Origin of the sequence: Myxococcus sp. CA033 (assembly GCF_013336625.1) — a bacterium.
GTDB lineage: Bacteria > Myxococcota > Myxococcia > Myxococcales > Myxococcaceae > Myxococcus > Myxococcus llanfairpwllgwyngyllgogerychwyrndrobwllllantysiliogogogochensis.
In genome coordinates, this window is the sequence record NZ_JABUMU010000001.1 from 1,113,151 (window position 1) to 1,138,288 (window position 25,138).

Annotated in this window: 22 protein-coding genes and 1 other RNA gene; 11 read left to right on the forward strand and 12 right to left on the reverse strand. The window is 69.0% G+C overall.

Features of this window, described 5'->3' with window-relative positions; translation table 11 throughout:
• Nucleotides 1-10: 10 nt before the first annotated feature.
• Nucleotides 11-1,702, reverse strand: a complete 1,692-nt coding sequence (locus HUA78_RS04385; protein ID WP_371745492.1) for an AgmX/PglI C-terminal domain-containing protein — start codon at nt 1,700-1,702, stop codon at nt 11-13.
• A gap of 128 nt (nt 1,703-1,830) precedes the next feature.
• Between HUA78_RS04385 and HUA78_RS04390 the strand changes: the two genes are divergently transcribed.
• Complete coding sequence (locus HUA78_RS04390) at nt 1,831-2,124, forward strand: FYDLN acid domain-containing protein (protein ID WP_141649469.1); 294 nt, start codon at nt 1,831-1,833, stop codon at nt 2,122-2,124.
• A 136-nt stretch (nt 2,125-2,260) separates the two neighbouring features.
• On the opposite strand, the gene HUA78_RS04395 is transcribed toward HUA78_RS04390, so the two are convergent.
• Nucleotides 2,261-2,425, reverse strand: a complete 165-nt coding sequence (locus tag HUA78_RS04395; protein ID WP_174453057.1) for a hypothetical protein — start codon at nt 2,423-2,425, stop codon at nt 2,261-2,263.
• 154 nt (nt 2,426-2,579) lie between these two features.
• Nucleotides 2,580-3,359, reverse strand: a complete 780-nt coding sequence (locus HUA78_RS04400; protein WP_174453056.1) for a hypothetical protein — start codon at nt 3,357-3,359, stop codon at nt 2,580-2,582.
• Between the two features lie 162 nt (nt 3,360-3,521).
• On the opposite strand from HUA78_RS04400, the gene HUA78_RS04405 reads away from it, so the two are divergent.
• From HUA78_RS04405 to glsA, 7 genes are all read left to right on the forward strand, one after another.
• Nucleotides 3,522-4,253: a zinc ribbon domain-containing protein gene (locus HUA78_RS04405; protein ID WP_141649159.1), complete on the forward strand. Its 732-nt coding sequence runs from the start codon at nt 3,522-3,524 to the stop codon at nt 4,251-4,253.
• A 6-nt stretch (nt 4,254-4,259) separates the two neighbouring features.
• Complete coding sequence (locus HUA78_RS04410; RefSeq protein WP_174461544.1) at nt 4,260-4,886, forward strand: ribonuclease HI family protein; 627 nt, start codon at nt 4,260-4,262, stop codon at nt 4,884-4,886.
• A 67-nt stretch (nt 4,887-4,953) separates the two neighbouring features.
• An RNA gene (gene rnpB, locus HUA78_RS04415) (RNase P RNA component class A) lies at nt 4,954-5,351 on the forward strand.
• 222 nt (nt 5,352-5,573) lie between these two features.
• Nucleotides 5,574-6,902 carry an APC family permease gene (locus tag HUA78_RS04420; RefSeq protein WP_174461545.1) on the forward strand — a complete coding sequence of 443 codons (1,329 nt, stop codon included), beginning with the start codon at nt 5,574-5,576 and terminating at the stop codon, nt 6,900-6,902.
• Nucleotides 6,903-7,040: 138 nt separating this feature from the next.
• Nucleotides 7,041-8,402: a DcaP family trimeric outer membrane transporter gene (locus HUA78_RS04425; protein ID WP_174468208.1), complete on the forward strand. Its 1,362-nt coding sequence runs from the start codon at nt 7,041-7,043 to the stop codon at nt 8,400-8,402.
• 34 nt (nt 8,403-8,436) lie between these two features.
• On the forward strand, nt 8,437-10,050 hold the full coding sequence (gadC, locus tag HUA78_RS04430) for a putative glutamine/gamma-aminobutyrate antiporter GadC (protein WP_174453051.1): 1,614 nt from the start codon (nt 8,437-8,439) through the stop codon (nt 10,048-10,050).
• Nucleotides 10,004-10,972 (forward strand): glutaminase A, encoded by a 969-nt coding sequence (glsA, locus tag HUA78_RS04435; RefSeq protein WP_174475718.1) that lies wholly within the window; start codon nt 10,004-10,006, stop codon nt 10,970-10,972. The genes gadC and glsA overlap by 47 nt, the downstream gene beginning before the upstream one ends.
• Nucleotides 10,973-10,992: 20 nt before the next feature.
• On the opposite strand, the gene HUA78_RS04440 is transcribed toward glsA, so the two are convergent.
• Nucleotides 10,993-11,550 (reverse strand): hypothetical protein, encoded by a 558-nt coding sequence (locus HUA78_RS04440; protein ID WP_141649162.1) that lies wholly within the window; start codon nt 11,548-11,550, stop codon nt 10,993-10,995.
• Nucleotides 11,551-11,619: 69 nt separating this feature from the next.
• Here HUA78_RS04440 and ftsY point away from each other — a divergent pair, with 69 nt between their 5' ends.
• Nucleotides 11,620-13,188, forward strand: coding sequence for a signal recognition particle-docking protein FtsY (ftsY, locus tag HUA78_RS04445; RefSeq protein ID WP_174461549.1), 1,569 nt, complete (start codon nt 11,620-11,622; stop codon nt 13,186-13,188).
• A 10-nt stretch (nt 13,189-13,198) separates the two neighbouring features.
• On the opposite strand, the gene HUA78_RS04450 is transcribed toward ftsY, so the two are convergent.
• Nucleotides 13,199-14,974 carry a M1 family aminopeptidase gene (locus HUA78_RS04450; RefSeq protein ID WP_174475719.1) on the reverse strand — a complete coding sequence of 592 codons (1,776 nt, stop codon included), beginning with the start codon at nt 14,972-14,974 and terminating at the stop codon, nt 13,199-13,201.
• Nucleotides 14,975-15,026: 52 nt separating this feature from the next.
• Here HUA78_RS04450 and HUA78_RS04455 point away from each other — a divergent pair, with 52 nt between their 5' ends.
• Complete coding sequence (locus HUA78_RS04455; protein ID WP_174453047.1) at nt 15,027-15,629, forward strand: hypothetical protein; 603 nt, start codon at nt 15,027-15,029, stop codon at nt 15,627-15,629.
• A 58-nt stretch (nt 15,630-15,687) separates the two neighbouring features.
• Here HUA78_RS04455 and HUA78_RS04460 read toward each other — a convergent pair whose 3' ends face one another.
• Entirely contained in the window at nt 15,688-16,770 is a 1,083-nt protein-coding gene (locus HUA78_RS04460) for a PEGA domain-containing protein (RefSeq protein WP_174475720.1), read from the reverse strand.
• Between the two features lie 83 nt (nt 16,771-16,853).
• On the opposite strand from HUA78_RS04460, the gene HUA78_RS04465 reads away from it, so the two are divergent.
• On the forward strand, nt 16,854-17,384 hold the full coding sequence (locus HUA78_RS04465; RefSeq protein ID WP_174461551.1) for a hypothetical protein: 531 nt from the start codon (nt 16,854-16,856) through the stop codon (nt 17,382-17,384).
• A 50-nt stretch (nt 17,385-17,434) separates the two neighbouring features.
• Here HUA78_RS04465 and HUA78_RS04470 read toward each other — a convergent pair whose 3' ends face one another.
• The 6 genes from HUA78_RS04470 to HUA78_RS04495 form a co-directional block, all read right to left on the reverse strand.
• Nucleotides 17,435-18,958 carry a cellulose synthase family protein gene (locus tag HUA78_RS04470; RefSeq protein ID WP_141649246.1) on the reverse strand — a complete coding sequence of 508 codons (1,524 nt, stop codon included), beginning with the start codon at nt 18,956-18,958 and terminating at the stop codon, nt 17,435-17,437.
• Nucleotides 18,959-19,284: 326 nt separating this feature from the next.
• Nucleotides 19,285-20,265, reverse strand: a complete 981-nt coding sequence (locus HUA78_RS04475; RefSeq protein ID WP_174475721.1) for a D-alanine--D-alanine ligase — start codon at nt 20,263-20,265, stop codon at nt 19,285-19,287.
• Nucleotides 20,266-20,480: 215 nt separating this feature from the next.
• A complete protein-coding gene (locus tag HUA78_RS04480) occupies nt 20,481-20,774 on the reverse strand; it encodes a hypothetical protein (RefSeq protein ID WP_174468950.1) in 294 nt (97 codons plus the stop codon).
• A 2-nt stretch (nt 20,775-20,776) separates the two neighbouring features.
• Nucleotides 20,777-22,723: a PEGA domain-containing protein gene (locus tag HUA78_RS04485; RefSeq protein ID WP_174475722.1), complete on the reverse strand. Its 1,947-nt coding sequence runs from the start codon at nt 22,721-22,723 to the stop codon at nt 20,777-20,779.
• 68 nt (nt 22,724-22,791) lie between these two features.
• On the reverse strand, nt 22,792-24,168 hold the full coding sequence (locus HUA78_RS04490; RefSeq protein WP_174475723.1) for a S41 family peptidase: 1,377 nt from the start codon (nt 24,166-24,168) through the stop codon (nt 22,792-22,794).
• A 56-nt stretch (nt 24,169-24,224) separates the two neighbouring features.
• A complete protein-coding gene (locus HUA78_RS04495) occupies nt 24,225-25,085 on the reverse strand; it encodes an alpha/beta fold hydrolase (protein WP_141642857.1) in 861 nt (286 codons plus the stop codon).
• Nucleotides 25,086-25,138 lie beyond the last annotated feature (53 nt).

A 25,138-nucleotide genomic window follows, 5' to 3' on the forward strand; every position in this document is an offset into this window, starting at 1 on the left:
TGGTTCGGGACTACCGCCCGGAGAGGACGAGCGGAATCTCCAGGTCGACGTCCTCACCCGAGAAGCTGGAGAAGACCATGCGCTTGGCACGGTCCCGGATGCAGGTGCCCACCGTGTTCGAGGAGCCGTTCAGGTCCTTGCGGCTGAACGTGGCGGCCTTCACCGCGCCCGACGTGCCCACGGTGGCGGTGAGCGTCACCTTCCCGCCCTTGAAGGACGGATTGCGGCGCAGCTCCTGGTCCACGCAGTCGCGGAACGCGACCTGGGTCTGCTCCACGATGCGCTCCACTTCCTCGTCCGACGGACCGCCCACTTCCTCGGTGTCCGCCGCGGCCACGTCCGCATCCTCGCGGACCTCCGGAGCGACGTCCTTCTTCTCCGTGTCGTTGTAGACCGCCGCGACCTGCTCCTTGGACGGAGCCGCCACGGCGGCGCCCTCGGTGCCGGCCGTCGGCTCGGCGGCCTTGGGCTCGGCGGGCTGCACTGCGGCCGGGGGCGACTCGGGGGTCACCTTCGTCGCAGGCGGCGGAGCTGGCGGGGGCGTCTTGCCCAGCAGCTTGTCGCGCAGCGCGCCCATGCCAGCACCGGTGAAGACGGACTGCTCCACCCGGTTGCCCTCGGCGTCCACCGTCGTCACCCGCAGCGGCATGACGCCCAGCGACTCCGACAACACGTAGGCGGCTCCCACCGGCACGATGATGAGCAGCAGCGCGAAGACGGCGTACTTCCAGCCAGAGTTGCGCCGCGTGACACCCGCCTTCTTGGCGAAGTGACGCGTGTCCTCCCGAGGCCTGCGCTCCTCTTCGTCACCGCCGCCCAGCGAGGCCAGCGGGTCCTCCTGGGGAACGTCGTCCTGGTCCCCCCGCTCTGGAAGGTCCAGGTCGGAGAACAGCTCGTTCAGCGGCGCCGCGCTGGCGGCCGGTGCCGCCCCTCGCCGCGCCGAAGCCTGGGACTGGCCCCGAGGATCAGGCTCGCCGAAGTACGTCGTATCCGGGTCCTCCTCGGGCACCCACGCTCGCTGGGGCTCGGGCTGCTGCTCGGGCTCCGGCTCCTGGGGGTACTGCGGCTCCGGCTCGGGGAAGTAGGGCTGCTGCTCGGGCTCCGGCTCCCGGCGAGCAGGTGTGCTCTTCGAGACTCGGGCGGGAGGCGGCTCCGCCACGGGCGGAGGGGGTGGAGGAAGGGGCTCCGGCTCGGGTGGCGGGGTGAACAGACCAGCGAGCTCCGGCACATCCGCGCCGCGCTTCCAGTCCGCCATGCCCTGCTGCCAGAAGAAGCTGCGGCCACTGATGGTGCCAGTGGCGACGAGCTCCCGGAGCGCCCCCTCGTCGAGGGGGCCTTCCTGCTTGTTGCGCACCATCACGAACCAGGGCGAACCGGTGGCCCGCAGGGGTGCGGCACGCGTGGGCTCATCGTCCCAGGGCGTTTGAAGCGCGGCGGGTGGCGCCTTGGCCAACGCGGGCGCGGCGGTGACGGGCGCGGCGGCGGGCTCGGCCAGGGAGCGCTCTTGCGCTCTCAGCCGCTCCACGTCCGCGAGCGACACCACGCGGGTGCTCTCCTCTTCGGCGGGTCCTTCGACGGTGATGACGTTCTGGCAGTTCTTGCAACGGACCTTGACCGTCTTGCCGCGGACTTTTTCGTCCGCAATGGAGTACCGCTTCTGGCAATTGTCGCAGGTGAAGTTCAAGGGGAGCGTCCGGCTCACTGAGGGGAGACTGGGTTCTGGATGCTACCGCTAGAAATCTCCCGCGCAAACCATCGGTTGACTCCGTCTTGCGCGCCAACTATGCAGCCGCCCTCTGTCTTCTCTCGGCCTTATTCAGAAGGTGGCGAATGCCGGCGAAGGACCTCGGATCGAAGTTCGTCTGCTACAAGTGCCAGACGAAGTTCTACGACATGAAGAAGCCTGACCCGCTGTGCCCCAAGTGCGGCGCGGACCAGCGGGAAAGCCCTGCTCTCAAGCCCCAGCCCGAGGGACGACGCGGACGCTTGGCCGCCGCCCCGAAGGTCATCGAACCGATTGAACCCGAAGAGCCCGCCGCCGCGAGCGAGGAAGAGGAAGAAGACCTCGACTCGTTCGACGACGACGAGACCGCGACCGCGGAAACCGAAGAAGAAGAAACCTGAGTCGTGGGGTTGTAGGGACTCCCTGGCATCCGCCGGGAGTCCCTGCGCCTCGGTGGTACCCACGAGGCCTTGAAGCGAGGCGCGCCCGTCCAGGGGCGCCGCCAGGGCTCCGTTCAGCGTGACGCTTCGGCTCCGCTCAAGTCCCTGACGCCAGCGACAACTCCATCAGCGCACGGCGGATCTGCTCGTAGAGGCCAGGCCCCATTTCCTGCATCCCCACCGGCCGGACTTCCTTGCGGGTCGGCTCCTGGTGGGTGTGTGCCTGACTCGTCAGAGTCGTTCGCTTCTTGGCCTGCTGCATGACTCGGCCCCCCTCTCGTGGTGTTGCTCGCCAGTATTGTAGCAATTTTTCGGCCGCAGCGGAAATGAAATCCGGATCACCCACGCCTCGACATGTAGAACGCGCAGCGCCGAAAAACTTCCAGACTCTTTTGATACAGGCCTGAGCGGGCCAGCTACTTCAGGTCTCCTACCGCCCAGGACTGCTCCACCTCGACGACCTCTCCGGCGCGGACATTCACGGTCTGCTCGGCCTGGGGCAGCCGCTCGTGCCAGAGGACGAGGGTGTGGGTGCCCTCGGGGACCTCCAGGCGGAAGCGCCCTTCCGGGCTGGTGGTGGCGAAGTACGAGTGGTCGAAGGTGCGCACCACCGCGCGCATCCACGGGTGGATGTCACAGCGGATGGGCACCACACCCGGCTCCGCGGGGAGCGGCTTGCGGGTCGTCATCCCCTCCAGCGGCATGGCCACGTTGAAGAAGGAGCGGTTGGAGCCGGAGGCGGCGCGCACGTTGTGCACGAGCGGATCAGAGTTTCGCAGCGTCAGGGTGCCGCCTGCCCGGGCGGCCAGGACGGGCGGCTCGTAGACGCACTTCTTCTGGTCCAGCACGGGGTCGGCCGGGAGGCTCGCCGGTGCGGGGAGGCCGGCGCCGGACTTGAGGGAAACCACTGTGTGGGCGAGTGCCCCTTCGGCGCCGACGACGAGGGAGCGGTCCTCCGCCTGCTCGCCGCATACGGACACGACGGTGCCGGTGGTGGGCGACAAGGTGGGGGCCGGGGGCGTGCCCGTGAGGCGAACGCGACCCTCGATGACACCCCACTTCACGTCGGCGGCAGGGCGCGCGGGCGAGGGAGCCGTCGGCGCGGGAGCGACGGGGGCCGAGGGAGGGGGCGTCTCGCGGCAGGCGGAGACGAGCGCGAGGAGGAGCAACGGGCGATGAAAGGTGGCGCGGAGCACGTGCCCGGTCTAACGGGTGCGTGAAGCTCTTTCAAATGGCGAGGAGCAATCCAAGGGCCCAGGGGATGACTCATGGTCCATTTGGGCGTTGGACCCTTATCACCCTTGTTGGTAGAAGAGCGCGCGGCCGTACACGGTGCGGCTCTGTGGGAGGCAGCAACTTTGCGGGAGAAATTGAAGGCGCTGGCGGAGCTTCAGAATGTGGACCTGGAGGTCGCATCGCTCCGGAAGGCCGCGGACGTCCACCCCCGTCAGATTGCCGAGTTGGAGCGGGAGTTGGGTGTAGCTCGCAGCGCCATCGAGGCTGAGCGCGCGCGTGTCACTGACATGGAGCGGCAGAAGGCGGAGCGCGAGCAGAACATCACGGACGAGAAGGACAAGGTGAAGAAGTGGGAGGCGCGGCTGAGCGAACAGCGCTCCACCCGCGAGTACTCCGCCCTCGCCCGTGAAATCGATATCGCCAAGAAGGCCAACCTGACGATGGCCGAGGAGCAGGTGGAGCTGATCAAGCAGCTCGGCCTGGCTCGCGAGGCCCTCAAGGGGAAGGAGGCCGACTTCGGAACGAAGCAGCAAGGCCTCTCGGCGCGAATGGCGGAGCTGCGAGGCAAGCTGGGCGAGTCCGAGGCGCAGGTGAAGACGCTCGAGGGCCGTCGCTCGGGTGTCGCGAGCGCCGTCGATTCGAACCTGCTGCGGCGCTACGAGGTCATCCGCAAGAAGAAGCTGCCCGCGCTGGTCGGTGTGGTGGCGGGGACCTGCCAGGGCTGCAACATGAACGTGCCCCCGCAGCTCTACAACAACCTGCGCACCTCGCTGGGCACGGACGTCTGCCCGTCCTGCAACCGCATCATCTACGCGGTGGAAGCCCTCCAGGAAACACCCGCGGCGGCGAAGTAGGCCGCGATGCCCGCACCGTCCCTCGTCGACATCCTCCGCCACATCGCGCGTGAGGAGCCGCTCTCGTCGACGGTGCGCACCTTCCGCGGACTCACGCGGGAGCGACTGGGTCAGCTTCTCGACGAAGCCGCCACCCGTCTGGGCCCTCCCTCGAGGGCCGACGACGGAGTGACGGCGACCTCGGCTCCCGCCTCGACAGCGGTGGAGCCGTCCCCTCCTTCCGAGCCGCTTCCTCGCGTGCGCGTCTATTCGGACGGCGCCGCGAGAGGAAACCCCGGGCCCGCGGGCGCGGGCGCGGTGGTGACGGACCCCGAAGGCCACGTGGTGGCGCGACTGGGCCGCTTCCTCGGGACGCAGACGAACAACTCCGCCGAATATCAGGGGCTCCTGCTGGGCCTGAAGCACGCGAAGTCGATGGGCGCGCGCGAGGTGGACGTCTATGCCGACAGCGAACTGCTCATCCGCCAGCTCGGTGGGCAGTACCAGGTGAAGAGCATGACGCTGAGGCCCCTCTTCGAGGAGGCGCGACGGCTGCTGGGACTTTTCACCAAGGTGAAGCTCCACCACATCCCCCGCGCGAAGAATGCCGAGGCGGATGAGATGAGCAACCGCGCCATCGACGAGCGGATGTAGTCCCCCAAGCCTCGCGAGCCCCCTGGAGTGGACCGCTGTCCCGAGCCTGTTGTAAGGGACAGGTGCCGGAGTGGTCCGGGTGAACGCCGGCCACCGCAGTCACGGGTGGCGGGAGGAAAGTCCGGGCTCCATAGGGCAGGGTGCTGGCTAACAGCCAGTCGAGGCGACTCGCAGGAAAGTGCCACAGAAAACAGACCGCCTGTTCCCGCAAGGGGGCGGGTAAGGGTGAAACGGTGCGGTAAGAGCGCACCGCGTCTGGGGTGACTCAGACGGCACGGTAAACCCCACCTGGAGCAAGAGCCAATAGGAGCGCGTCCCCGCTGTCCGGGGGACAGGGATTGCCCGTCCCATGCGTTCGGGTTGCTCGCTGATGAGGCCCCTGGGTAACCAGGGCCCTAGATGAATGTTCATCGCCCGTTCCGAAAGGGGCGGGGACAGAACTCGGCTTACAGGGCCACTCCGGCGCTTTTCCTGTTCGCACAATGCCCCGCTCGTCTCCCAGCCCCCTCCCCCGGGGGTGGCCAGGTGGGCGGGAGGTCCGCTGCGCTGCCCTGCCCGTCTTGTGGGCAGTGAACAGCGCGCCAACCTTCGTCATGACGTTCCCACGAGGCTCCACCTCGAGCTCTCCCCAGGCAGACCGCGGGGGCCCGAGCGGAGCCAGGTGGAACGCCTGCCTCGAGGGCCCCCATGGCGGAGCAACCAACGAAGGGCCCGCCCGCGCGGCGGGCGGCGATGAGCCTCTGGGCGGTCAGCGCGCTCGGAATCGGCTCCATGGTGGGAGCCGGCATCTTCGCGCTGCTGGGACAGGCCGCGCTGCTCGTCGGCCCGAAGACCTGGCTCGCGTTCGCGCTCGCGGGAGTCGTCACCCTCTTGTCCGGTTACTCCTACGCCAGGCTCAGCTCGCGCTACCCCAGCTCCGGCGGCATCACCCTCTTCTTCGAGGAAGGCTTCGGACGAGGGCTCGTCTCCGGGACGCTCTCGCTCATCTACCTCGTCACCCTGGCCATCAGCATCGCCATGGTGGCCAAGACATTCGGAGCCTACGCCACCCGCCTCTTCCTCCCGAGCGGAGGACACCTCTGGTTCAGCATCTTCGGCTCGGCCATCGTCATCCTGCTGTCGGTCCTGAATGCCGTCGGCTCGGGTGCGGTGGGCAAGGCGGAGGTCGCCCTCGTGTCCATCAAGCTCGTCATCCTGGGCGGCCTGCTCGCCGTGGGCATCTACTCCATGACCCAGGGCGGAACGCAGCACCTGAACTCGCACCCCCACCTGGGGCTCACCGCCCTCATCTCGAGCGTGGGGCTGTGCTTCTTCGCGTATTCGGGCTTCGGAATGATGGCCAACGCCGCGTCGGATGTGGCCAATCCCAAGAAGACCATTCCCCAGGCCATCTTCCTGGCCATCGGCGTGGTGACGGTGCTGTACGTGGGGCTCTCCGTGACAGTCCTCTCCCTGGTGCCCCCCGCGGAGCTCGCCCGTGACGCGGACACCGCCGTGGCCCAGGCGGCGCGGCCCGTGCTCGGCTCCGCGGGGTTCACCATCGTCGCGCTCGGGGCCTTGCTCGCCACCGCGTCGGCCATCAACGCCACGCTCTTCGCCGCCCTCAACGTGTCGTCCGCACAGGCTCGCGCCGGCCAACTCCCCCAAGCCTTCAGCACACCCCTCAAGGGCAAGAGCACGAAGGGCTTCATGTGGGGCGTGGTCGCCATCCTGGTGATGGTCAACACCATGAGCCTGGGCGCCATCGCCAATGTCGCCAGCGCGACCTTCCTCATCTGTTACATGGCGGTCCACGTCGCGTGCTGGAAGCTCGCGCGCCAGACGGGAGCCTCGCGCGCCGTCATTGGCGTGGGCGCGACCCTGATGGGGGTCGTCCTCATCACCTTCCTCGTCAGCTCCGCGAAGACCCAGCCGCTCTCGCTCGTCCTCACCGTGGTCGCCGTCGCGGGCAGCGCGCTCGTCCAGTGGCTCATCCAATCGCATCACCACGGCCTGCCGCACTCCCGCGCGCGATGACAGGCCCGCACGCGCGACTTCCGCGCGGGGAAGAGGGCGGCCCGCTTTCCAACATCGGGCAAGACTCCCTAGCTGGGATGACTGGCACCAGCGGGGCCCTACGTTTTCAGCCACTTCGCCGTGGCGGCAACGGACCCGATGACCTCTTCAGTCCCTTCACAGCAGTTCCCTGGTCGCGGCGTCGCCATCGCGCTGATGGCGTCACTGAGCACCCTCGCCTGGGACGCCCAGGCCCAGGAGTCCTCCTCCACGAGCCAGGACGCGAAGACAGACACGTCCTCCGCTGCCCTGTCGCCTGGTGAGGAGCTGGCACTCCCGGAGCTGCCCTTTCTCGACCTGAAGCTCCCCTCCAACACCCAGGCCTTCGCCCCTCGCCCCGACCACGCGGTCTTCGACACGACACTGCCCGGTTACTTCCGGATTCCGAGCACGAAGGTCTTCCTGAAGCTCGGCATCGGCGCCACCACCGCGTTCACCGTCAGCTCCAAGCTCCTGGGCACGCCCACCTGGTTCACCACGTCCGCCATCCCCGTGCGCGGACAACCCTTCTTCCACTCTCCGGGCACCCACACGACAGCCACCGCCAACCCGTCCGACATCTCGCTGGAGATGCGCGGCAAGACGGAGCTGGGGCCGATGCGGCTGCTCTTCACCACGAGCTTCGCCCAGGCGCAGCCCACCTTCGGCTTCCACCCGAACTACGTCTACGCGCAGTTGGGCGGCGTCCTGGCGGGCTTCACCGATTCGACCTTCGCGGACGTCGATGCCTATCCGAGCACCCTCGATTTCGAGGGCCCCAACGCGCTCGTCTTCTCCAAACATGCCGTGGCCCGCTACAGCCACACCCTGTCCCACGACAAGCAGCGGCGGATGTTCCTCCACGTCGCCCTGGAGCAGCCCGGCTCCAACGTGCCCACGTCCGCGGGAGATGCGCGCGACATGCTCCCCGACGGAGTCCTCGCCTGGCGCACCGAGGGAGCCTGGGGCCACCTGCAGCTCGCGGGGCTGGTGCGAGCGGTGGGCATCCAGTCCAAGGACAGCAAGGACAGCAAGACGGTGCTGGGCATCGGCGGCAATCTCACCGGCGCTCACCACTTCTCCCACAAGCACACGCTGCTCATCGGCGTCGCGGGGGGACAAGGCATTGGCGCGTACCTCAACGACACGGGCGGCGCGCAGTACGACGCCGCGCTGAACACGCGCGGCGCACTCAAGGCCGTGCCCCTGCTCGGAGCCTACGCGGGCTTCATCTACGCATGGACACCCAAGCTCAGCTCCACCGCGACCTATGGGTGGCTCAAGCTCTGGGATCGCGACTTCGAGGCCTCGCTCGATGCGAAGAGCTTCCGCCGCTCGCAATACGCGTCCCTGAACCTGGTGGCCAAACCCATGAAGGGCGTCCTCGTCGGCGTCGAGGGGCTGTGGGGCTACAACCGCGCCATCGACAGCCAGTCCGGACAGGCCGTCCGCGGACAGCTCACCCTCCAGTACCGCTACTGAAACACCACACGAACCAGGACCGAGGGAAGACTCCATGGAGTCGGGGACGACCAGAAAACCCATTGCCGCCAGTGCGGCGCCCAAGCTGGGCGTGCTCACCCTGGCCATCATGAACGTCACGGCCGTCGTCAGCCTGCGAGGCCTGCCCGCGGAAGCCGAATACGGGCTGACGTCCCTCTTCTATTACACCTTCGCCGCGGTGTTCTTCCTCATCCCGGTGTCGCTGGTGGCGGCGGAGCTGGCCACGGGCTGGCCCGAGAAGGGCGGTGTGTTTCGCTGGGTCGGCGAGGCCTTTGGTCCCCGGTGGGGCTTCCTCGCCATCTTCCTGGTCTGGATGGAGTCCACCATCTGGTTTCCGACGGTGCTCACCTACGGCGCGGTGGCGCTGGCGTTCGTCGGCCCCAACCAGACGTGGGACAAGTCGCTCTCCAGCAACAAGTTCTACACGATTCTCATCGTGCTGGGCCTGTACTGGGCGGCGACCTTCGTCTCGCTGCGCGGGCTCAAGACGTCCTCGAAAATCTCCAAGTGGGCGGGCCTCATCGGCACCATCATCCCCGCATTGCTGCTCATCGCGTTTGGCCTCGTGTACATGGCCTCGGGACGACCGCTCCAGATTCAGCTCGGCTGGGACAAGGTGATTCCCGACTTCAGCCAGTTCGGAAACCTGGTGCTCGCCGCATCCATCTTCTTGTTCTACGCGGGCATGGAGATGAACGCCATCCACGTCGTGGATGCCAAGAACCCCTCGCGCACCTATCCGCTCGCCATCCTCATCGCGTCAGTGACGACGGTGGTGCTCTTCGTGCTCGGCACCCTGGCCATCAGCTTCATCATCCCCAAGACGCAGATCAACCTGACCCAGAGCCTGCTCGTCTCGTACCGCGACTTCTTCAAGGCGTTTGGAATGGCCTGGCTGTCACCGGTGATAGCAGCGGCCCTCTTCCTGGGCGTGCTGGGCAGTGTCACGGTGTGGGTCTCCGGCCCCTCGGCGGCGCTGGGAGTCGTGGGCCGAGCGGGCTATCTGCCGCCCTTCTTCCAGCGAATGAACAGACACGGCGCGCCCAGCCACATCCTCATCGTCCAGGGGCTGGTGGTCACCTTCCTGTCGTTGATGTTCGTCATCCTTCCGTCGGTGCAGGCGGCGTATCAAATCCTCAGCCAGCTCACGTCGACGCTCTACCTCATCATGTACATGCTGATGTTCTCGGCCGCCATCTACCTGCGCTACAGCGAGCCGCACACGAAGCGCGCGTACCGCGTCCCAGGTGGAGAAGTGGGCATGTGGGTCATCGGCGGAGCGGGCCTCATCGGAGCGCTCGTCGCGTTCGTGCTCAGCTTCATTCCGCCGTCGCAAATCAAGGTCGGCAGCCCGATGACGTACGTGCTCATCCTCATCGGCGGCAACGTCCTCTTCGTGGCCATCCCCCTCATCCTCTATGCGCGGCGCAAGGCCAGCTGGCGCTCGGCGGCGGGGGCGCGCGACCTGGCCCCCTTCAACTGGGAGAAGCCCGGCGCCTCGGGCCACCCCGGCGCGGCTCCGACGCAAGACGAAGAGGAGGCCTGGCCTCCCACGACTCCCCACGACAGGAGGCAACCCGATGGGCGCACCGACGACACCCGCCACCATCCGCGCGGCGACCACTGAAGCACACCAGCGATACCTGGACCTGAAGGAAGGACAGAACGCCAGCTACATCCCGGTGCTCGCGCGCGTCCAACCCGAGCGTTTCGGGCTGGTCGTCATCACCGCGGACGGACAGGCGACGGAGGCCGGGGACACCCGCTCCGAGTTCGCCATCGAGTCCATCTCCAAGGTCTTCACCCTCGCGCGGGTGCTCGACGAGGTGGGCTCGGAAGTCCTCCGGAAGAAGGTGGGCGACAACCCCACCGGCGAGTCCTTCGCCTCCGTCCACGCGCTCGTGGTGCATGACGGCAAGCCGCTCAACCCCTTCGTCAACGCGGGGGCCATCGCCACCGTCAGCCTGATTCCCGCGGACTCGGCGGCGCACCGCTGGGAGAAGATTCACGAGACCCTGTGCGCCTTCGCGGGCCGCGAGCTCGAGGTCATGGACGAGGTCTACCGCTCGGAGAGCGCGACCAATCAGCACAACCGCGCCCTCGCGTGGCTGCTCGACAGCAGCCACACCCTCTACAGCGACCCCATGGAGGCGACGGACGTCTACACGCGCCAGTGCTCGGTCGGCCTGACCACCCATGACCTGGCGGTGATGGGGGCCACCCTCGCCGCAGGGGGCATCAACCCCCTCACCCGGCAACGCGCCGTCAAGGCGGAGCACGTGCCCCGGATTCTCGCCGAGATGACCATGAGCGGCCTCTACGACAACACGGGCACGTGGCAATACGAGGTCGGGCTGCCCGCCAAGAGCGGCGTGGGCGGCGGAATCCTCGCCGTCGTTCCGGGCAGGCTCGCCATCGCCGCGTTCAGCCCTCCGCTGGACCGTTTCGGCAACAGCGTGAGGGGCCAGCGGGCCATCCGGCACCTCTCGGAGGTGCTCGACCTCAACCTCTTCGCGACCACCACCGGGTCCTCGCCACCCGCGAGGTGAAGCACGACGCGACGCGTCTTTCAGTGGGCCACGGGGACCTGGGCGATGAGGATGCGGTCCCTTCCGTCGTTTCGCACCGCGTCCCGGTTCGTCAGCGGCAGGCGGGCATCCGTCTTCGGGTCCCACAGGCCCAGCCAGATGTTGAGGGCCTTCGGGTTGGCGTCGGCGGGGAGGTAGATGGAGAACTCGTCCTTCACCGTCTCGCCCGGCTTCCACTGTGACGTGGGCAACATCCCGTTGGCCGGCATGTGGTCCAGGTTCATCCGCTCCATGCGCCCGCCGGCGTCCTCGACGTGGACGAAGATGAGGTAGTCGGCGTCCAGGGCCTCGAGCACCTTGAAGTAGACGGTGACCTGGGCCCGCTCCCCCGGCGTCAGCCGCCCGGGTTGCACGGTGGCGGCGACCAGCTCCACCTTGCCGCCCAGGTTTGCGCCATTGCGCACGGACAGGGCTGGTACCTGGGTGACGGTGGCGGCTCGCCGCTGCTCGGGGCTCGCACCACCCGGGGCCTCGACGATGCAGGCACTTCCCAGCAGGAGGACCGACGAAAGCATGACGGTGGGGAGCTTGAGGCGCATGGCACGTCGGTTCTACTCGGCCACGGGCGCTGCATCCACCGGCGTGTTGGTGTATGCGGAGCGGCGCACATGAAGACCCCCAATGCCCTCGACGCCCTGACCGCTCAGGTGCCGCCCTCCCCCTCCCCCGCCCCCACTCCGGGCGGGGAGACGACCCAGCCGGGGACGGGAACCCCTCCGTCGGATGGCCTCACCGCGGGCGACGCGGTGGGCATTGGCGGAGCCGCCCTCTTCGCCCTGCTGATGATTCTGGCGGCCAAGAAGCTCTTCTTCCGCAAGCGCGCCCCCGAGCCCGGCAGGAAGCCCGGCGTCCCCGTCCCGGAGCAGAGGCCCGCGCTGCCCGCGGAGCGGCCCGAGCTGCGCGTGGAGCTGCCCCCCTCCGAGAAGGAGGCAGCCCGGCTTCGCGAGGTGGACGAGGCCCACGCCCGCGCCCAGGAGCTGGCCCGTCAGCGAGAGGAGGCCGCCCTCGCCGCCAGGACCACCACCGACTCGGGCGAGCGAGCCCGGCTGGAGGAGCAGGCCCGGGTCCTCAAGGAGCGCGAGGAGGAGGAGAAGCGCGCCGAGTACCGCGCGAAGAAGGCCGCTGATGAAGAGGCCCGGGAGCGGCGCAAGCGCGAGCAGGCCGAGGCCCAGCGGCTCGTGGAGGACGAGCGCGCCCGGGAAGCCGCCGTCGTCGAGGAGGCCCGTCGCGCCGAGGAGGCCGCCGCCCGCGCCAAGGTGGACGCCGAGGCCGGCCGTACGCTGGCCCAGGGCCTGGACAAGACGCGGAGCCAGGGCTTCATGGCCCGCCTCAACGGCCTGTTCGGCCAGCAGCGGCAGGTGGACGAGTCCGTGCTGGTGGAGCTGGAGGAAATCCTCTTCACGGCGGACATCGGCGTGCGCACGGCCAGCGAGCTGGTGGAGGTGGCGCGCGAGAAGCTCAAGCGCAGCGAGCTGAGTGACTCCCATCGCATCAAGGACCTCATCCGCACGGAGGTCGCCCGCATCGTCGACCTGCCCGTGCCGCGCTCGCTGGAAGGCGGCGGTCCGCCGCACGTCGTCATGGTGGTGGGCGTCAACGGCGCGGGGAAGACGACGACCATCGGCAAGCTCGCCGCGAAGCTCACGGGCGAGGGCAAGAAGGTCATCCTGGCCGCGGGCGACACGTTCCGCGCCGCCGCCACCGAGCAGCTCGACGTGTGGGCCGAGCGCGCGAAGGCGCAGTTGGTGAAGGGCACCGAGGGTGGCGACCCGGGCTCCGTCATCTTCGACGCCATCAAGAAGGCCCAGGCCGAGGGCGCCGACGTCGTCATCGCCGACACGGCGGGCCGGCTGCACACCAAGGCGCCGCTGATGGAGGAGCTGAAGAAGGTCAAGCGCGTCATGGACAAGGCCATGCCCGGCACGCCGCACGAGGTGCTGCTCGTGCTGGACTCCACCAACGGGCAGAACGCCATTCAGCAGGCCAAGCAGTTCCACGAGGCCGTGGGCATCACCGCCATCGCGCTGACGAAGCTGGACGGCACCGCCAAGGGCGGCGTCATCATCGGCATCTGCGACGAGCTGAAGCTGCCCGTCGTATGGGTCGGCGTGGGCGAGAAAATCGCGGACCTGCGCCGCTTCGAGCCGCGCGAGTTCGTTCAGGCGCTCTTCGACTGACGCCCTGCCCTTACTGCCCCAGCAGCGAGGGCAGAATCGACTCGAGCAACTCCTTCGTCTGCGGGTCCAGGTTGTCCACATCCAACCCGCTTCCGGCGCCCAGCGTGCCCATCACCGCGTCCAGGTTGGGCAGGCCCAGGTCATCATCGCCACGGGCCTCGTTCCACCAGCGCACGCGCAGCCGCTCCAGGGCCTTCGCGTTCCCAGGGCTCGCCTTGGCCAGCTCCTTGGTGAAGCACTCCTTGCACGTCCACTTGAAGCGGTACGCGTCCACGTAGGAACGCAGGCCCTGGAAGAACGCGGTGTCGCCCACCAGCTTGCGTGACGCGTGGTGCAGCAGCGGCGCCTTGCCGTACACCAGCGCCCCGTACTCCGTCTCGTTGTCGAACGCGCTCGTGGGCCGGTCCGCTCGCGCGTCCTCGCCGCCCGCCAGCCGATACATGTGGTACGGCGACACCAGCAGCTCGCGCCGGAGCGCCTCCGCCGCCGCCTTGCCGTGCTTCCACTCGATGTAGAGGAGCGCGGCGTACTGGGCCAGCGACTCGTCCACCACGGGGGCGTGGATGGGGTCCGAACCCACGAGGCCCGCGAAGTACTGGTGCGCCACCTCGTGCGCGACGGTGAACTCCAGCGTGCGCTCCAGCGAGCCACTCAGTTGTGTCAGGGGCGCGGAGCCCGCGGGGCCCAGCATCGCCAGCACTTCCTTCAACTGCTCCACGTCCACCTGACCGGCCACCAGTTCGAACGGGTCCACCACGCCGCGATACAGCATGCTCGACACGGTGATGAGGCCGGGGAACTCCATGCCTCCCGCCCCACCGGACAGCGGCGCCTCCACCACCCGGAAGTGCGTGTACGGCAGCGGCCCCAGGCGCTTCTCGAACTCCGCCAGCGCCGACGAGGCGTACTTCAGCACGCGCTCGCCCACCTCCTTGTCCTTCACCGCGTAGTGGCTCTCCACCGTGACGCCGTTCACCGTGGCCGTGGACACCTCGTAGCCCTTGGACACGAGGATGGGGAAGTCGCGCACCGCGCCCGCGGCGAAGGCGAAGCGCACGCGGCCGTCGCGCTCGGGCACCTCACCCATCGCCACGCCCGTGGCATGCACGGACCAGCCCGACGGCACGGTGATGGAGGCCAGCACATGCGCCGGCGCATACAACGCCAGGTCTCCGATGCCCTGCGGCCCCGCCCAGGGCTGGCCCTTGTCGTCCAGCGGCGGAACCTGGGGCACGACGCCGACCAGGCTCATGAAGTCCGCCGTGACAGAAAAGGCCCCGTGGTCGCCCTTCGGCCCCTGCCCTCCACCCCCGAGGAGCGTCGCCGCGGGCTTCTCCCCCTTCGGGGCGACGGCCCGGACGGCCACGTCCAGCACCGCCGCCGCGCCCGGAGGCACCGGGTCCACCAGTCGATAGCGGTACAGCGTGGGCTCCGGCTGCTCCAGGACGATGGGCTGGCGCCCCAGCCGCGCATCGGACAGCACCACCCGCTTGCCCCCCTGCGCGTTGGGTGTCACCCGCAGGTACAGCTCCGTCAGGGGCTTGTCGCGGGCCATCACCTCCACCTGCACCCGCCCCTTCGCCTCGCGCGAAACGGGGTCCACCTCCAGCTGCACCCGGTAGCGCGGCAGTTCATCCAGCGGCCCCAGCGCCTTCGCCGCGCGCTCCCGCTCGGCGGGCTTGAGGTGCTGGAGGCTCAGCTGCACCTCCGGGGAGACCTCTTCTCCTCGAGCGGGCTGCCCGAGGAGCATGCACCACGACAGCAGGCCAGGCAGGAGCGTCCGCATGCGCGCATGCTAATTGACCCGGGGCACCACGGCTCGTCTAGCCTTCGTGGGCATGCACTCTCGAACGCTTCTCCTGGCCGCTGCCCTCGGGTGGATGGCGTGTGCGCGGAACGTCCCCGCAGCCGCCCCCACCCCCTCTGTTTCCCTGGCCCCCCGCGCCGTCCGCCTCGTGGCCGACACGCCTCCCCAGGAGACGGAGTCCTTCGACAAGGTGCGCGATGACGTGGAGGTCGACACGGACGAAGGCGAGCGCACGCCTCGCGTCGTCACCTTCGGAGAGAGCGCGGTGCTGCGCAGGGATGGCCAGCGGGCCCGCCTCTACGGCGACGCCAAGGGCACGCTCGGCTTCAGCGTGGACAACTTCCTGCTGCTGGAAGTGCTCGACGGCCAGGGCAAGAAGGTGGTGCGGCGCGCCGTCGTGGGCTTCACCGAGAGCGTCCACATGGGCAACGAGCAGGTCGACAACGTGGGCCGCCGCGCCTTCAGCTTCGAGCCCGGCGAGATTGACGTCACCGAGCTGCTGCCGGAGTCCTCGCCCTTCAAGGTCCGCGTCACAGTCCTGGACTCCTGGGGCGTGGGCCGCGTGTCGGACGTCTACCTGGTGCTCACCGCCCCGGAGCAGCGCGCCGTCGAGGATGACTTGCGCGGCGAATGAGGCCCGACAGGCCGCGCTCCCGCCGAAGCAGCGCGGGCGCGGCCTGGAGCACCCAAGCCTAGAAGCGCAGCCCGCCGACCGCGGGCGTCTTGAAGGGACCCGCACCGGCGCCACCAGAGCGTGGGGCTCCGCCCTTCAAGAAGACGCAGTCCTCGGGGCACAGCGTGTTCTTGTCCTGCAGCTTGAGGGTGGGGTCCCGCGTGGCCATCACCGCGCCCACCGTGCCCGCCGCGACCACCGCGCCCACTCCCGCCCAGACGTACCAACGCCCGTACCAGGGCTTGCTGGAGCTCTCCACCTCCACGTCCGGCGAGTCGTTGTCGAACGACAGGGCCGGGTTCGGCTCGTCAGGCATCGACGTCGAGGGGTCCAGCACCGGCGGGGTGCGCGGAGAGTCCCCGGCACGCGCCGTGTTGCTCGCCAGACCCGTGTCCACCGCCGGGCGCATCCGCCCGGTCAGCTCGTAGTTCGTCCCGGCCAGCACGTTGATGTTGTGGACGTGGGACTTGTAGCCCTCGGCGCGGAACTCGATTTCGCGCGAGCCAGGCTTGAGGAGGATGTCGCTCAGCGGCACCGTGCCCACCTCGACGTCGTCCACCAGCACCACGGTGCCGGCCACGTCCGCGAGCGCTCGCGCGAAGCCCATGGTGGCCTCAAGCACCACCTTGACCTCCGTCTGCGTGCCCTCCTTCACGTCCAGCCGCCGCGTGTATTCCGCGTAGCCCGGCTTGCGGACCACCAGCGTGTGCTCCCCCGGCGTCACCGTCAGTTGCGTGGGAGCCGGCGTGAGCACCCCCACGTCGCGACCATCCAGCGTCAGCCGCGCACCCCGGACGGTGCCGCCGATGAACACCGCCAGCTCCGTCTTCACCGGGGCCAGCGGCGCCAGCAGGCCTTCGTCGGGAGGCGGCAGGTTCTTCTTCTTGCTGCCCTTCGCGGTGGCCGGAGCCTTGGTGCGCGCGGGCTTCTTCGTCACCTTCTCCGCCTTCTTCTTCTTCACCACCTTCGTCTTGCCCGCCTTCGCCTTCGACGACTTCGACGGCGTGAGGGGGGCCAGGAGGTCATCGGCCTGCGCGAGCGCGGAAGACGGGGCCACCAGGGCGGCCACCAGCGAAAAGAGGACGAGGCGTCGAATGCTCATGACGGACCGAAGGTTAGAGAGTCGTCCAAGGGGAATCAAACGAAGTCCCTCCCAACCGTCCATTCAGCCAATATCCGCGCCCCATGCACCGCGCCCTGCCCTCATTGGCCCTCGGCTTCAGTGTCCTCTGTCTCACGGCGTGTCCCGCCAAGGCTCCTCCCACCGTGGAGACACGGCCCCCACCTCCGCCCCCTGTGCGCGTCCCCGCGGGGTGCGAGAGCAGCCAGGCAGGCGAGTACCGCCACGCCGAGAATCCGGCCTTCCGCTACCACGGCGAAGATGATGGCGGGACGCTGTCACTGGCCGTGGTGCGAGCCCGCGCGGACGGCGACGCGGGCACGGAGTCACCTGACTCGAGCACCGCGTCCATCATCCTCGAGCGCACACCCGGAGGTTTCGTGGGCGAGACGCGCGCCACGGGCTTCACCGGCTCGGGAGCACCCTGCCCCGTCGCGTTCCCCACGGAGTTGGTGGCGTGTGACGACGCGGGCCTCACGCTGCGCGCGGTGGCCAGCACGTCCATCGACGAAGGGTGCCGGCCTTCCCGCTCCGGTCCGCCTCCGGTGAGGCTGCAGCAGGTGCTGCTGCGAGACCCGCCGGACGCGGGCCTCTAGGGACACAAGCCACCGCGCCCCGATGCGAAGGGGCGCGGCGCGAGTCACCTTCAGGCGGCGCGGCGGGCCTGCTCCTCGGCGGGATTCACCGCGGGGCTGGCGTCGCTGAGCTTCACGCGGCCGGCGAGCCCCTGCAGCAGGCTGGAGATGCCCACGTAGAGGAAGCCCGCCTGGAACAGGATGATGAAGGGCAGCGACGTGTAGATGCGCGCGTCGATGGCGAACCACAGCGCCCCAGTGAAGTACGCCGCGAACAGCAGCTCCACCACCGGCATCAGCGTCTTGCTGCCGCGGTACGCCTTCTTCACCGCGATGACCTTCTTGCCCTCGGCGCCCGTCTTCGGCGTGCGGGCGAAGCCCGACTGCTGGTTGAGCAGCGCCTCCGCCACGGCCTTGGCGTTGTTGATGGCCAGGCCGATGCCCAGGCTCATCAGGAACGGCAGGTACTTCACCCGCTCCCAGCCCGTCACGCCCCGCTCCCGCTGCGCGGCGACGTAGAAGAAGCACACGCTCGCCGTCGCGGAGATGAAGAAGGGCAGGTCCAGGAACAGCGTGCCGTAGAGGCCGTGCTGGAAGCGCACCACCATGCTGATGGGCATCAGCACCGACAGCAGCACCATCAACAGATAAGCCATGTTGTTGGTGAGGTGGAAGAACGCCTCGCGCTTCACCGCCAGCGGCAGGTCGCTCTTGAGGATGGTGGGGAGCAGCTTCTTCGCCGTCTGGATGGAGCCCTTGGCCCAGCGGTGCTGCTGGCTCTTGAAGGCGTTCATGTCCACCGGGACTTCGGCCGGGGAGATGACCTCCGGGAGGAACACGAACTGCCAGCCCTTGAGCTGAGCGCGGTAGCTCAGGTCCAGGTCCTCGGTCAGCGTGTCGTGCTGCCAGCCACCCGCGTCCGCGATGGTGCCGCGACGCCAGATGCCGGCGGTGCCGTTGAAGTTGAAGAAGCAGCCGGAGCGGTTGCGCGCCGTGTGCTCGATGATGAAGTGGCCGTCCAGGAAGATGCTCTGGGCCTGCGTGAGGATGGAGAACTCACGGTTGAGGTGCCCCCAGCGCACCTGCACCATGCCCACCTTCGCGTCGGAGAAGAACGGCACCGTGCGCAACAGGAAGTCAGGGCTCGGCACGAAGTCCGCGTCGAACACGGCGACGAACTCGCCCCGCGCCGACTTCAGCCCGTGCTCCAGCGCACCCGCCTTGAATCCCTCGCGGTTGACGCGGTGGATGTAGACGATGTCGTGGCCCTTCTGCCGGTGCCGCTCCACGCACGCCCGGGCGATGCCACACGTCTCATCCGTTGAGTCGTCGAGAACCTGGATTTCCAGGAGCTCGCGGGGGTAGTCGATGCGGCACACCGACTCCACCAGACGCTCCACCACATACATCTCGTTGAAGATGGGGAGTTGGATGGTGACGCGTGGAAGCTCCTTCAAAGGGCTCTTGGGCGTCGGCAGCTTGAACTTGTGCCGGTAATACAGGAACGCCATTCGGTACCGGTGCGAGCCGTAAACCGCCAGCACGCACAGGACGCTGAAATAGACGCCCAGGAAGATGATCTCGACGGTGGTCATCAGTGACGCTCAGCCCCTCCCGCGCAGCCCCCGTGGCCCGCGGTCCTTCCTTGCGTGGCGGCATCGGAATCCCGTCTCACGCCGACCGCCGCCTCCTGGGTCCGCTGAGCCCCCGTCCCGTATGTGCCCGAAAAGACAAGGCTTTAACCATCCAGGACTGATCGCGCCGGACAATAGGGAGGCGTCAAGGACGTGTCAAATTATTCCCAGAGTTTGAACGTTCCGTTCAGGTCCGGGGTGACACCTCGCGTTACCGGGGCTTCGAGGAGATCCAAGGGGTTGGCGCCGGGGCTGAGGCGGCGCCAGGACTCGGACTACCCGGAAGGTCAGCTCACCGCGCGGCGAGGCTCGGAGATGGTGGGAGCGGGGGCGACCACGGGCGCGTCCCTGACACCCACCTCGTCCCGCGTCGCCAGCGCGAGGATGCGCTCGACGAGCTCCGGGAACTCCACGCCCGCATGGGTGGCAATCTTGGACAGCAGGCTGGTGGGGGTGAAGCCGGGCAGCGTGTTGACCTCCAGCACCACGTCGTTGTCGGTGTCGGAGCACAAGAGGTCCACGCGGGCGTACCCCCGGCAGCCCAGGGCGCGGTACGCGGAGAGCGCCAGGGCCTCCACGTTGGCCACGCGCGTGGCGGACAGCCGGGGCGGCAGGAAGTAGCGCGCGCCGCCCTTGTACTTGGCCTCGAAGTCGAAGCCCTCGCGCGGAGTGCCCACCTCGCAGCTGCCCAGCACCTTGTCGCCGAGGATGCCCACCGTCACCTCGCGGCCCGGAATGAAGCGCTCCACCAGCGCCTCGCCGCCGAAGCGGCACGCCTGGGCCACCGCCGCGACGAGCGACTCCGGCTCGCGGACGATGGACAGGCCCACCGACGAGCCGCCGCATGCGGGCTTCACGACGCAGGGGAAGCCCAGGTCGCCTTGCAGCTCCAGGGCGCGCGCGGCGTCGTCACGACCCACGCGATACCCCTGGGGCGTGGGCAGGTTGTGCAGGCGGAAGAGCTTCTTGGCCATGGGCTTGTTCATCGCCAGCGCCGAGGCCAGCACGCCCGAGCCCGTGTACGGCAGCTCCAGGAGATCCAGGAGGCCCTGCACCCGGCCGTCCTCGCCCATGCGCCCGTGCAGCGCGATGAAGGCCACGTCCAGCTCCGCGGCGCGCAGCGCCCTGTCCAGACCCGGCCCCGCGAACACCCGGGTGACCTGATGGCCGCGGGATTCCAGCGCCGCGACCACGGCCTCTCCCGTCTTGAGCGAAATCTCCCGCTCCTCGCCCCACCCGCCCATCAGCACTCCGACGCGCTTGCCCATGTCGATGAAACCTCCTGGGCACACGACAGAGCACGGCGGATGCCAACCCCTCCCGGGAGGGTCGCCCCCCCGGCTTCGCCCCGACAGTCCCCGTGGAGACGGGGGTTTGCGTCGGCAGGGGGGCCGCCAGGCGGGCGTGTCCCCGAGGACACGGCGCGGCAATCGGACCACGCGAAGCGAGGGGCTGTAGGAACTACCGCCCCTCGTGGCGGCGACTACGGCCCGGCGTCCACCGGGCCCGCGTCAACCGGACCCGCGTCCGTCTGCCCTGGCGAGCCCGCATCCGAACCGGAGTCCGTCTGCCCTGGCGAGCCCGCATCCGAGCCGGAGTCCGGAACGGCGTTGCTGTCCCGGACGCAGCTGTCGTCCTTGCAGATGAAGCCCTCCAGGCATTGGTTGCGGTCGTCACACGGCTGCCCCTCCTCGTCGAAGTCGACCAGGAGGCTGCACGCGGACAGGCCCAGGGACAGGGCCGCGAAGGGAATGAGGAAACGAAGGGGACGGCGCATGGCTAGTAATTCCGGAGATCGTCTTCGTCGATGGACGGCCGCTTCTTCTTCTCGTCTTCCTCGCGCTTGCGCTTCTCCTCTTCCTCGCGCTTGCGCTTGGCCTCCGACTCCTCCTCCTGCTTGCGGCGATCCTCCAGTTCGCGGCGCTGGCGCTCCACCTCTTCACGCCGCTTGCGCAGCTCTTCTTCGCGCTGGGCGGCCTCGTCGTCCTTGGAGCGGCGCGTGTCCTGCGAGCGCGTCGTGGGCGGCGGCGGGGGCGGCTCGCTCACCGGGGGCGGCGGGGTCGTCTTCGTGGCGGGAGCCGCGGGCGTCGTCTTCGTGGCGGGAGCCGCGGGCGTCGTCTTCGCGGGAGGGGCCGCGGGCGTCGTCTTCGCCGGGGGCGGCGGAGGCGGCATGGGCAGCGACTCGCCCACGGGCCTGGTGCCCTTGGGGGGCGGAGGCATGCTCAACGAATCGCTCTTGGAGTCGGACTTGGGGGGCGGCGTGGCACGCGAACGCTTGGGTGCGGGCGCCGGCGCGGGGGTGGGCTTGGAGTCACCGCCACCGCTGCCGCCACCGGAGAAGGCGAAGTAGCCGCCGAGGCCCGCGGCGACCGCGCCCGTGAGCAGCCCGATGTCCGCGACCAGCGCGTACGTCTTGCCCGTGTCCTTGAAGTCCTGTGCCCGGGGGCTCGTCTGCGGCGCGCGTCGGAAGTCATCCTCCTTCGAGGACGCCTCCATGCCGAAGTAGATGCCGCCCGCCAAGAGCGCCACGCCGGTGGCCATCAGCACATAGCCCAGCGTCTTGCGGTTGGAGCCACCGCCGCTCGCGAAGTGCGTCACCGGCTTGTTGCCGGCGAGCCGGGCCGTGTCCGCGCCCACCAGCGAGGACAAGAGCGCGTCGGAGCCCGTCGCCATGGTCTCGCCCGCGGGAACCGGCCCCAGCGCGTAGGCCAGGTTGTGTCCGTCCGCGACGTCGAGCCGGAGGCCCGTCACCTGGAGCGGAGCGGTGCCCGTGCCACCGCGAACCAGCAGGGCCAGCACCTGGGACACGCCCGCGAGCGTGCCCAACTCGCGCAGGGCCAGGTCACGCTCCGGCCCCTCCGGCTTGCGCACGATGCGCTCGGTCAGCGTCTGGAGCGCGCGCATGGAAGCGGCGGGAGCCAGCGTGAGCGTCGTCTCGCCCTCGCGTGCCCGGCGCTGCTCCACCTCGAAGCCCGGCGCCATCACCGTCACGTAGTGGTCCGCGGGGGTCAGCCCCTTGAGGTCCACCGGCGACACGCCACGGAACTGGCCGTCCACGTACACCTGCGCGGGCACGGGCTCGGTGCGCACCGAGAGCGTCGCGGTGGAGCCGGCCAGCGCCGCCTTGCGCTCCTTGTCCACGAAGGCCATGTCGTCCGGCGGGAAGAAGTTGGGCGAGAACTGGGCGCGGGGGTCCACCGCCAGCACCGCGCGAATCTCCAACTGCGCCGCCGTGCCCTCGCCGTTGGCCACCTGCGAGGCCGCCTTCATCACCCGGGCGCGGCTCAGGTCGCCGAAGTTGCGCGACAAGTCACTCGCCTCGAACGCGCGCGCGGCCGCCTCGAACTGCTGGAGCGCCTTCTGCGTGTCCAGCTCGTCATACGCCGTCTGGCCGTCCTTCATGGCCGATGCGCCCTCGGCGGCCTTCGCCTCGCGCGCCGCCTTGCCCTGCGCGTCCAGCGCGTCCGACAACCGCACCAGGTCCAGCCGTCCGGAGCGCGCCACCGACTGCTCCGCCCAGTACGCCAGCCGCGCCGCCTCCGTTCGTGATGTCGCATCCAGCGAGATGGCCACCACCGTCACGGAGGACGGTGAGGCGGTGGGTACTGCTCGGGGAGTCAGTCGGAGGGGGAGGCTCGACTGCGCGGCGGCGGGGCCGACGGCCAGCATGCCCACCAACCACCCGCTGAGGGCCGCGTGCATCGCGCGATTGCTCGAAGGTCGCATCACTCGTTCACCTTTGTCCGCCCGCCATCAAACGGAGGTCTCGCCGAAATGCAAGGGGGAAGGTGTCTTCAACGACCCTCGGCGCGAGCCGGAGGGCGCCCCGAAACGGCGCTGAGGCCGTTGAGATACTCGAGGGCGACCTTGAGCGGATAGTCCTTGAGGGCCGCGGTGGCGTCCCACGGCGCGAGGTTCTCGGGCAGGCCGCGAGGCGCGGAAGAGGACGACTCGGAGGTGGCGGTGGACTCGGCGCGGAAGTGACGCTGGAGGTCCTTCTCGCGCGGCGTCTCACGGCCCGGCTTGCCACCCGGCTCGTCCGGCACGACGTAGTCGGGGGTGATGCCCCGCTCCTGGATGCTGCGGCCCTTGGGTGTGTAGTAGCGGGCGATGGTCAGCTTCAGGCCGGAGCCATCCTCCAACTCGATGACCGTCTGGACGCTGCCCTTGCCGAACGTCTGCGTGCCCAGGACGGTGGCGCGGCCGTGGTCCTGGAGCGCGCCGGCCACGATTTCGGACGCGGACGCGCTGCCCGCGTTGACCAGCACGACGAGGGGGTAGTTCTTCTCCGTGTCGCGGTCCTTGCTGCGCTCCTCGGTGGAGTTGCGACCGTCACGTCCCCGGGTGGAGACGATGGGCAGGTTGCCCGGCAGGAAGCGGTCACTCACCGCCACCGCCTGGTCCAACAGGCCGCCCGGGTTGTTGCGCAGGTCGAGCACCACGCCGCGCAGCTCCTTGCCACCGTTGAGGCCGCGCAGCCTGTCGAGTTCCTTGCGCAGGTACAGGTCCGTGCGCTCCTGGAAGTTCTTCACCTTGATGTGGCCGAAGCCGCCGTAGAGCTCGCTCTCCACGGAGACGATGCGGATGTGGTCCCGGATGATGGCGATTTCGCGAGGCGCGCTGAAGCCGTGCCGCAGGATGCTCAAGAGCACGCGTCCCCCCGCGGGCCCTCGCATCTTCTGCATGGCCCGCCCCACGTCCATGCCCCGCGTGCTCTCGCCGTCGATGCCCACCAGCTCGTCGCCCGCCTTGATTCCCGCGCGCGCCGCCGGCGTGTCGTCGATGGGAGCCACGACGACGATGCGGTCGTTCTTGCGCGCGATTTCGATGCCCAGCCCACCCCACTCGCCCGAGGTGTCGATCTTCATCTCGCGGAAGACCTCCGGCGGCATGAAGACGGTGTGCGGGTCCAACGTGTCGAGCATGCCCTGGATGGCGCCGTAGATGAGCCGCTCCTGGTCCGGCCCCTCCACGTAGTTGTTCTCCACGTACGACAGCACGCGAGCGAAGGTCTCCAGCTGTCGGTAGGTGACGTCGTCCTTCTCCGCCCGTACCGCGCTGGAAGTGGAGGACCGCACAGCCGCGTCCTTCTTCTCTTCCGCGGCCGAGGGCCCTGACAGGAGGAGGAGCGCGGCCAGCGCCGCGCGCCATGGCTGGTGGAGACCCGTCACGTCGGTACGTCCTTTCGCGGTGAGGCTCGAAGGGCGTCCCAGTCTATACCCGGCCCTCAGAGGCTCGACGCATCCGCGAAGCGCACCAGGTGCGACACCAGCTCGTCCGGACGCTCCATCTGCGGCACGTGCCCGAAGCCCTGCACCACCCGCACCTGGGCGTGCGCCGGCAGGTGGGCGCGGAACCAGTCCAGGGAGCGTGACGGCAACAGCCGCTCGCTGCCACCCCAGAGGAACAGCACCGGCATGGACAGCTTGCGCACCGCTTCTGGCTCCAGGCTGAGCCGGGTGGACATCGCCTCGGCGGTGAGGGCCTTCACGGTGGGTGTGTCATAGAAGCGGCGCAGCTCGGTCGCCAGGAGCAGCGCGGGCAGCGGGGCCTGGTGGAACAGGCGCCTCGTGAAGGCGCGGGCCTCCGCGGGCGTGCCCACCTTGAAGGAGTTGAGCAGGGCGGTGCTCTCCTCCACCGGCAGCTCCGCGCCCGCTGGAGCCACCAGCACCAGCGCGCGCACCCACTGGGGATACTCCGACGCGAGGCTCACCGCCATCGCTCCGCCCAGCGAGTTGCCGACGACGAAGGCCGGCTCCTTCACCTCCTGCTCCACGAAGGCGCGCAGCACCTCGAACTGGTTGCGCACGCAGACCTGCCCACCGCAGTACTCGGTGGAGAAGCCGTGCCCTGGCAGGTCGGGCGCGACGACACGCGAGAAGCGCTTCGCCAGGCCGAAGAAGGTGCGGCCGAAGCCATTGGCCGAGCCGCCCAGTCCGTGCACCAGCACCACCGGCGGCCCCTTCCCCTGCCCCTTCAGCGAGTAGAAGTGCACCGACTGCCCCCCGACATCGACTGTCGAGGACTGGACACCTCGCGCCACCAGCACGCGCCGTACCGCCTTCTGCATTCCGCCCATGAGGTCCATGCGCTCGCCTGCTCCTCTCGTGGTGGGAGTCTGTTGCCTCAGGATAACAAGGC

Bases quoted from the DNA above. Each gene is read 5' to 3' on its own strand.
- HUA78_RS04390 (WP_141649469.1), top strand. From the start codon at position 1,831: ATGCCGGCGAAGGACCTCGGATCGAAGTTCGTCTGCTACAAGTGCCAG.
- HUA78_RS04395 (WP_174453057.1), bottom strand. From the start codon at position 2,425: ATGCAGCAGGCCAAGAAGCGAACGACTCTGACGAGTCAGGCACACACC.
- HUA78_RS04410 (WP_174461544.1), top strand. From the start codon at position 4,260: ATGCCCGCACCGTCCCTCGTCGACATCCTCCGCCACATCGCGCGTGAG.
- HUA78_RS04420 (WP_174461545.1), top strand. From the start codon at position 5,574: ATGGCGGAGCAACCAACGAAGGGCCCGCCCGCGCGGCGGGCGGCGATG.
- HUA78_RS04425 (WP_174468208.1), top strand. From the start codon at position 7,041: ATGACCTCTTCAGTCCCTTCACAGCAGTTCCCTGGTCGCGGCGTCGCC.
- gadC (WP_174453051.1), top strand. From the start codon at position 8,437: ATGGAGTCGGGGACGACCAGAAAACCCATTGCCGCCAGTGCGGCGCCC.
- glsA (WP_174475718.1), top strand. From the start codon at position 10,004: ATGGGCGCACCGACGACACCCGCCACCATCCGCGCGGCGACCACTGAA.
- HUA78_RS04440 (WP_141649162.1), bottom strand. From the start codon at position 11,550: ATGCGCCTCAAGCTCCCCACCGTCATGCTTTCGTCGGTCCTCCTGCTG.
- ftsY (WP_174461549.1), top strand. From the start codon at position 11,620: ATGAAGACCCCCAATGCCCTCGACGCCCTGACCGCTCAGGTGCCGCCC.
- HUA78_RS04450 (WP_174475719.1), bottom strand. From the start codon at position 14,974: ATGCGGACGCTCCTGCCTGGCCTGCTGTCGTGGTGCATGCTCCTCGGG.
- HUA78_RS04455 (WP_174453047.1), top strand. From the start codon at position 15,027: ATGCACTCTCGAACGCTTCTCCTGGCCGCTGCCCTCGGGTGGATGGCG.
- HUA78_RS04460 (WP_174475720.1), bottom strand. From the start codon at position 16,770: ATGAGCATTCGACGCCTCGTCCTCTTTTCGCTGGTGGCCGCCCTGGTG.
- HUA78_RS04465 (WP_174461551.1), top strand. From the start codon at position 16,854: ATGCACCGCGCCCTGCCCTCATTGGCCCTCGGCTTCAGTGTCCTCTGT.
- HUA78_RS04470 (WP_141649246.1), bottom strand. From the start codon at position 18,958: ATGACCACCGTCGAGATCATCTTCCTGGGCGTCTATTTCAGCGTCCTG.
- HUA78_RS04475 (WP_174475721.1), bottom strand. From the start codon at position 20,265: ATGGGCAAGCGCGTCGGAGTGCTGATGGGCGGGTGGGGCGAGGAGCGG.
- HUA78_RS04480 (WP_174468950.1), bottom strand. From the start codon at position 20,774: ATGCGCCGTCCCCTTCGTTTCCTCATTCCCTTCGCGGCCCTGTCCCTG.
- HUA78_RS04485 (WP_174475722.1), bottom strand. From the start codon at position 22,723: ATGCGACCTTCGAGCAATCGCGCGATGCACGCGGCCCTCAGCGGGTGG.
- HUA78_RS04495 (WP_141642857.1), bottom strand. From the start codon at position 25,085: ATGGACCTCATGGGCGGAATGCAGAAGGCGGTACGGCGCGTGCTGGTG.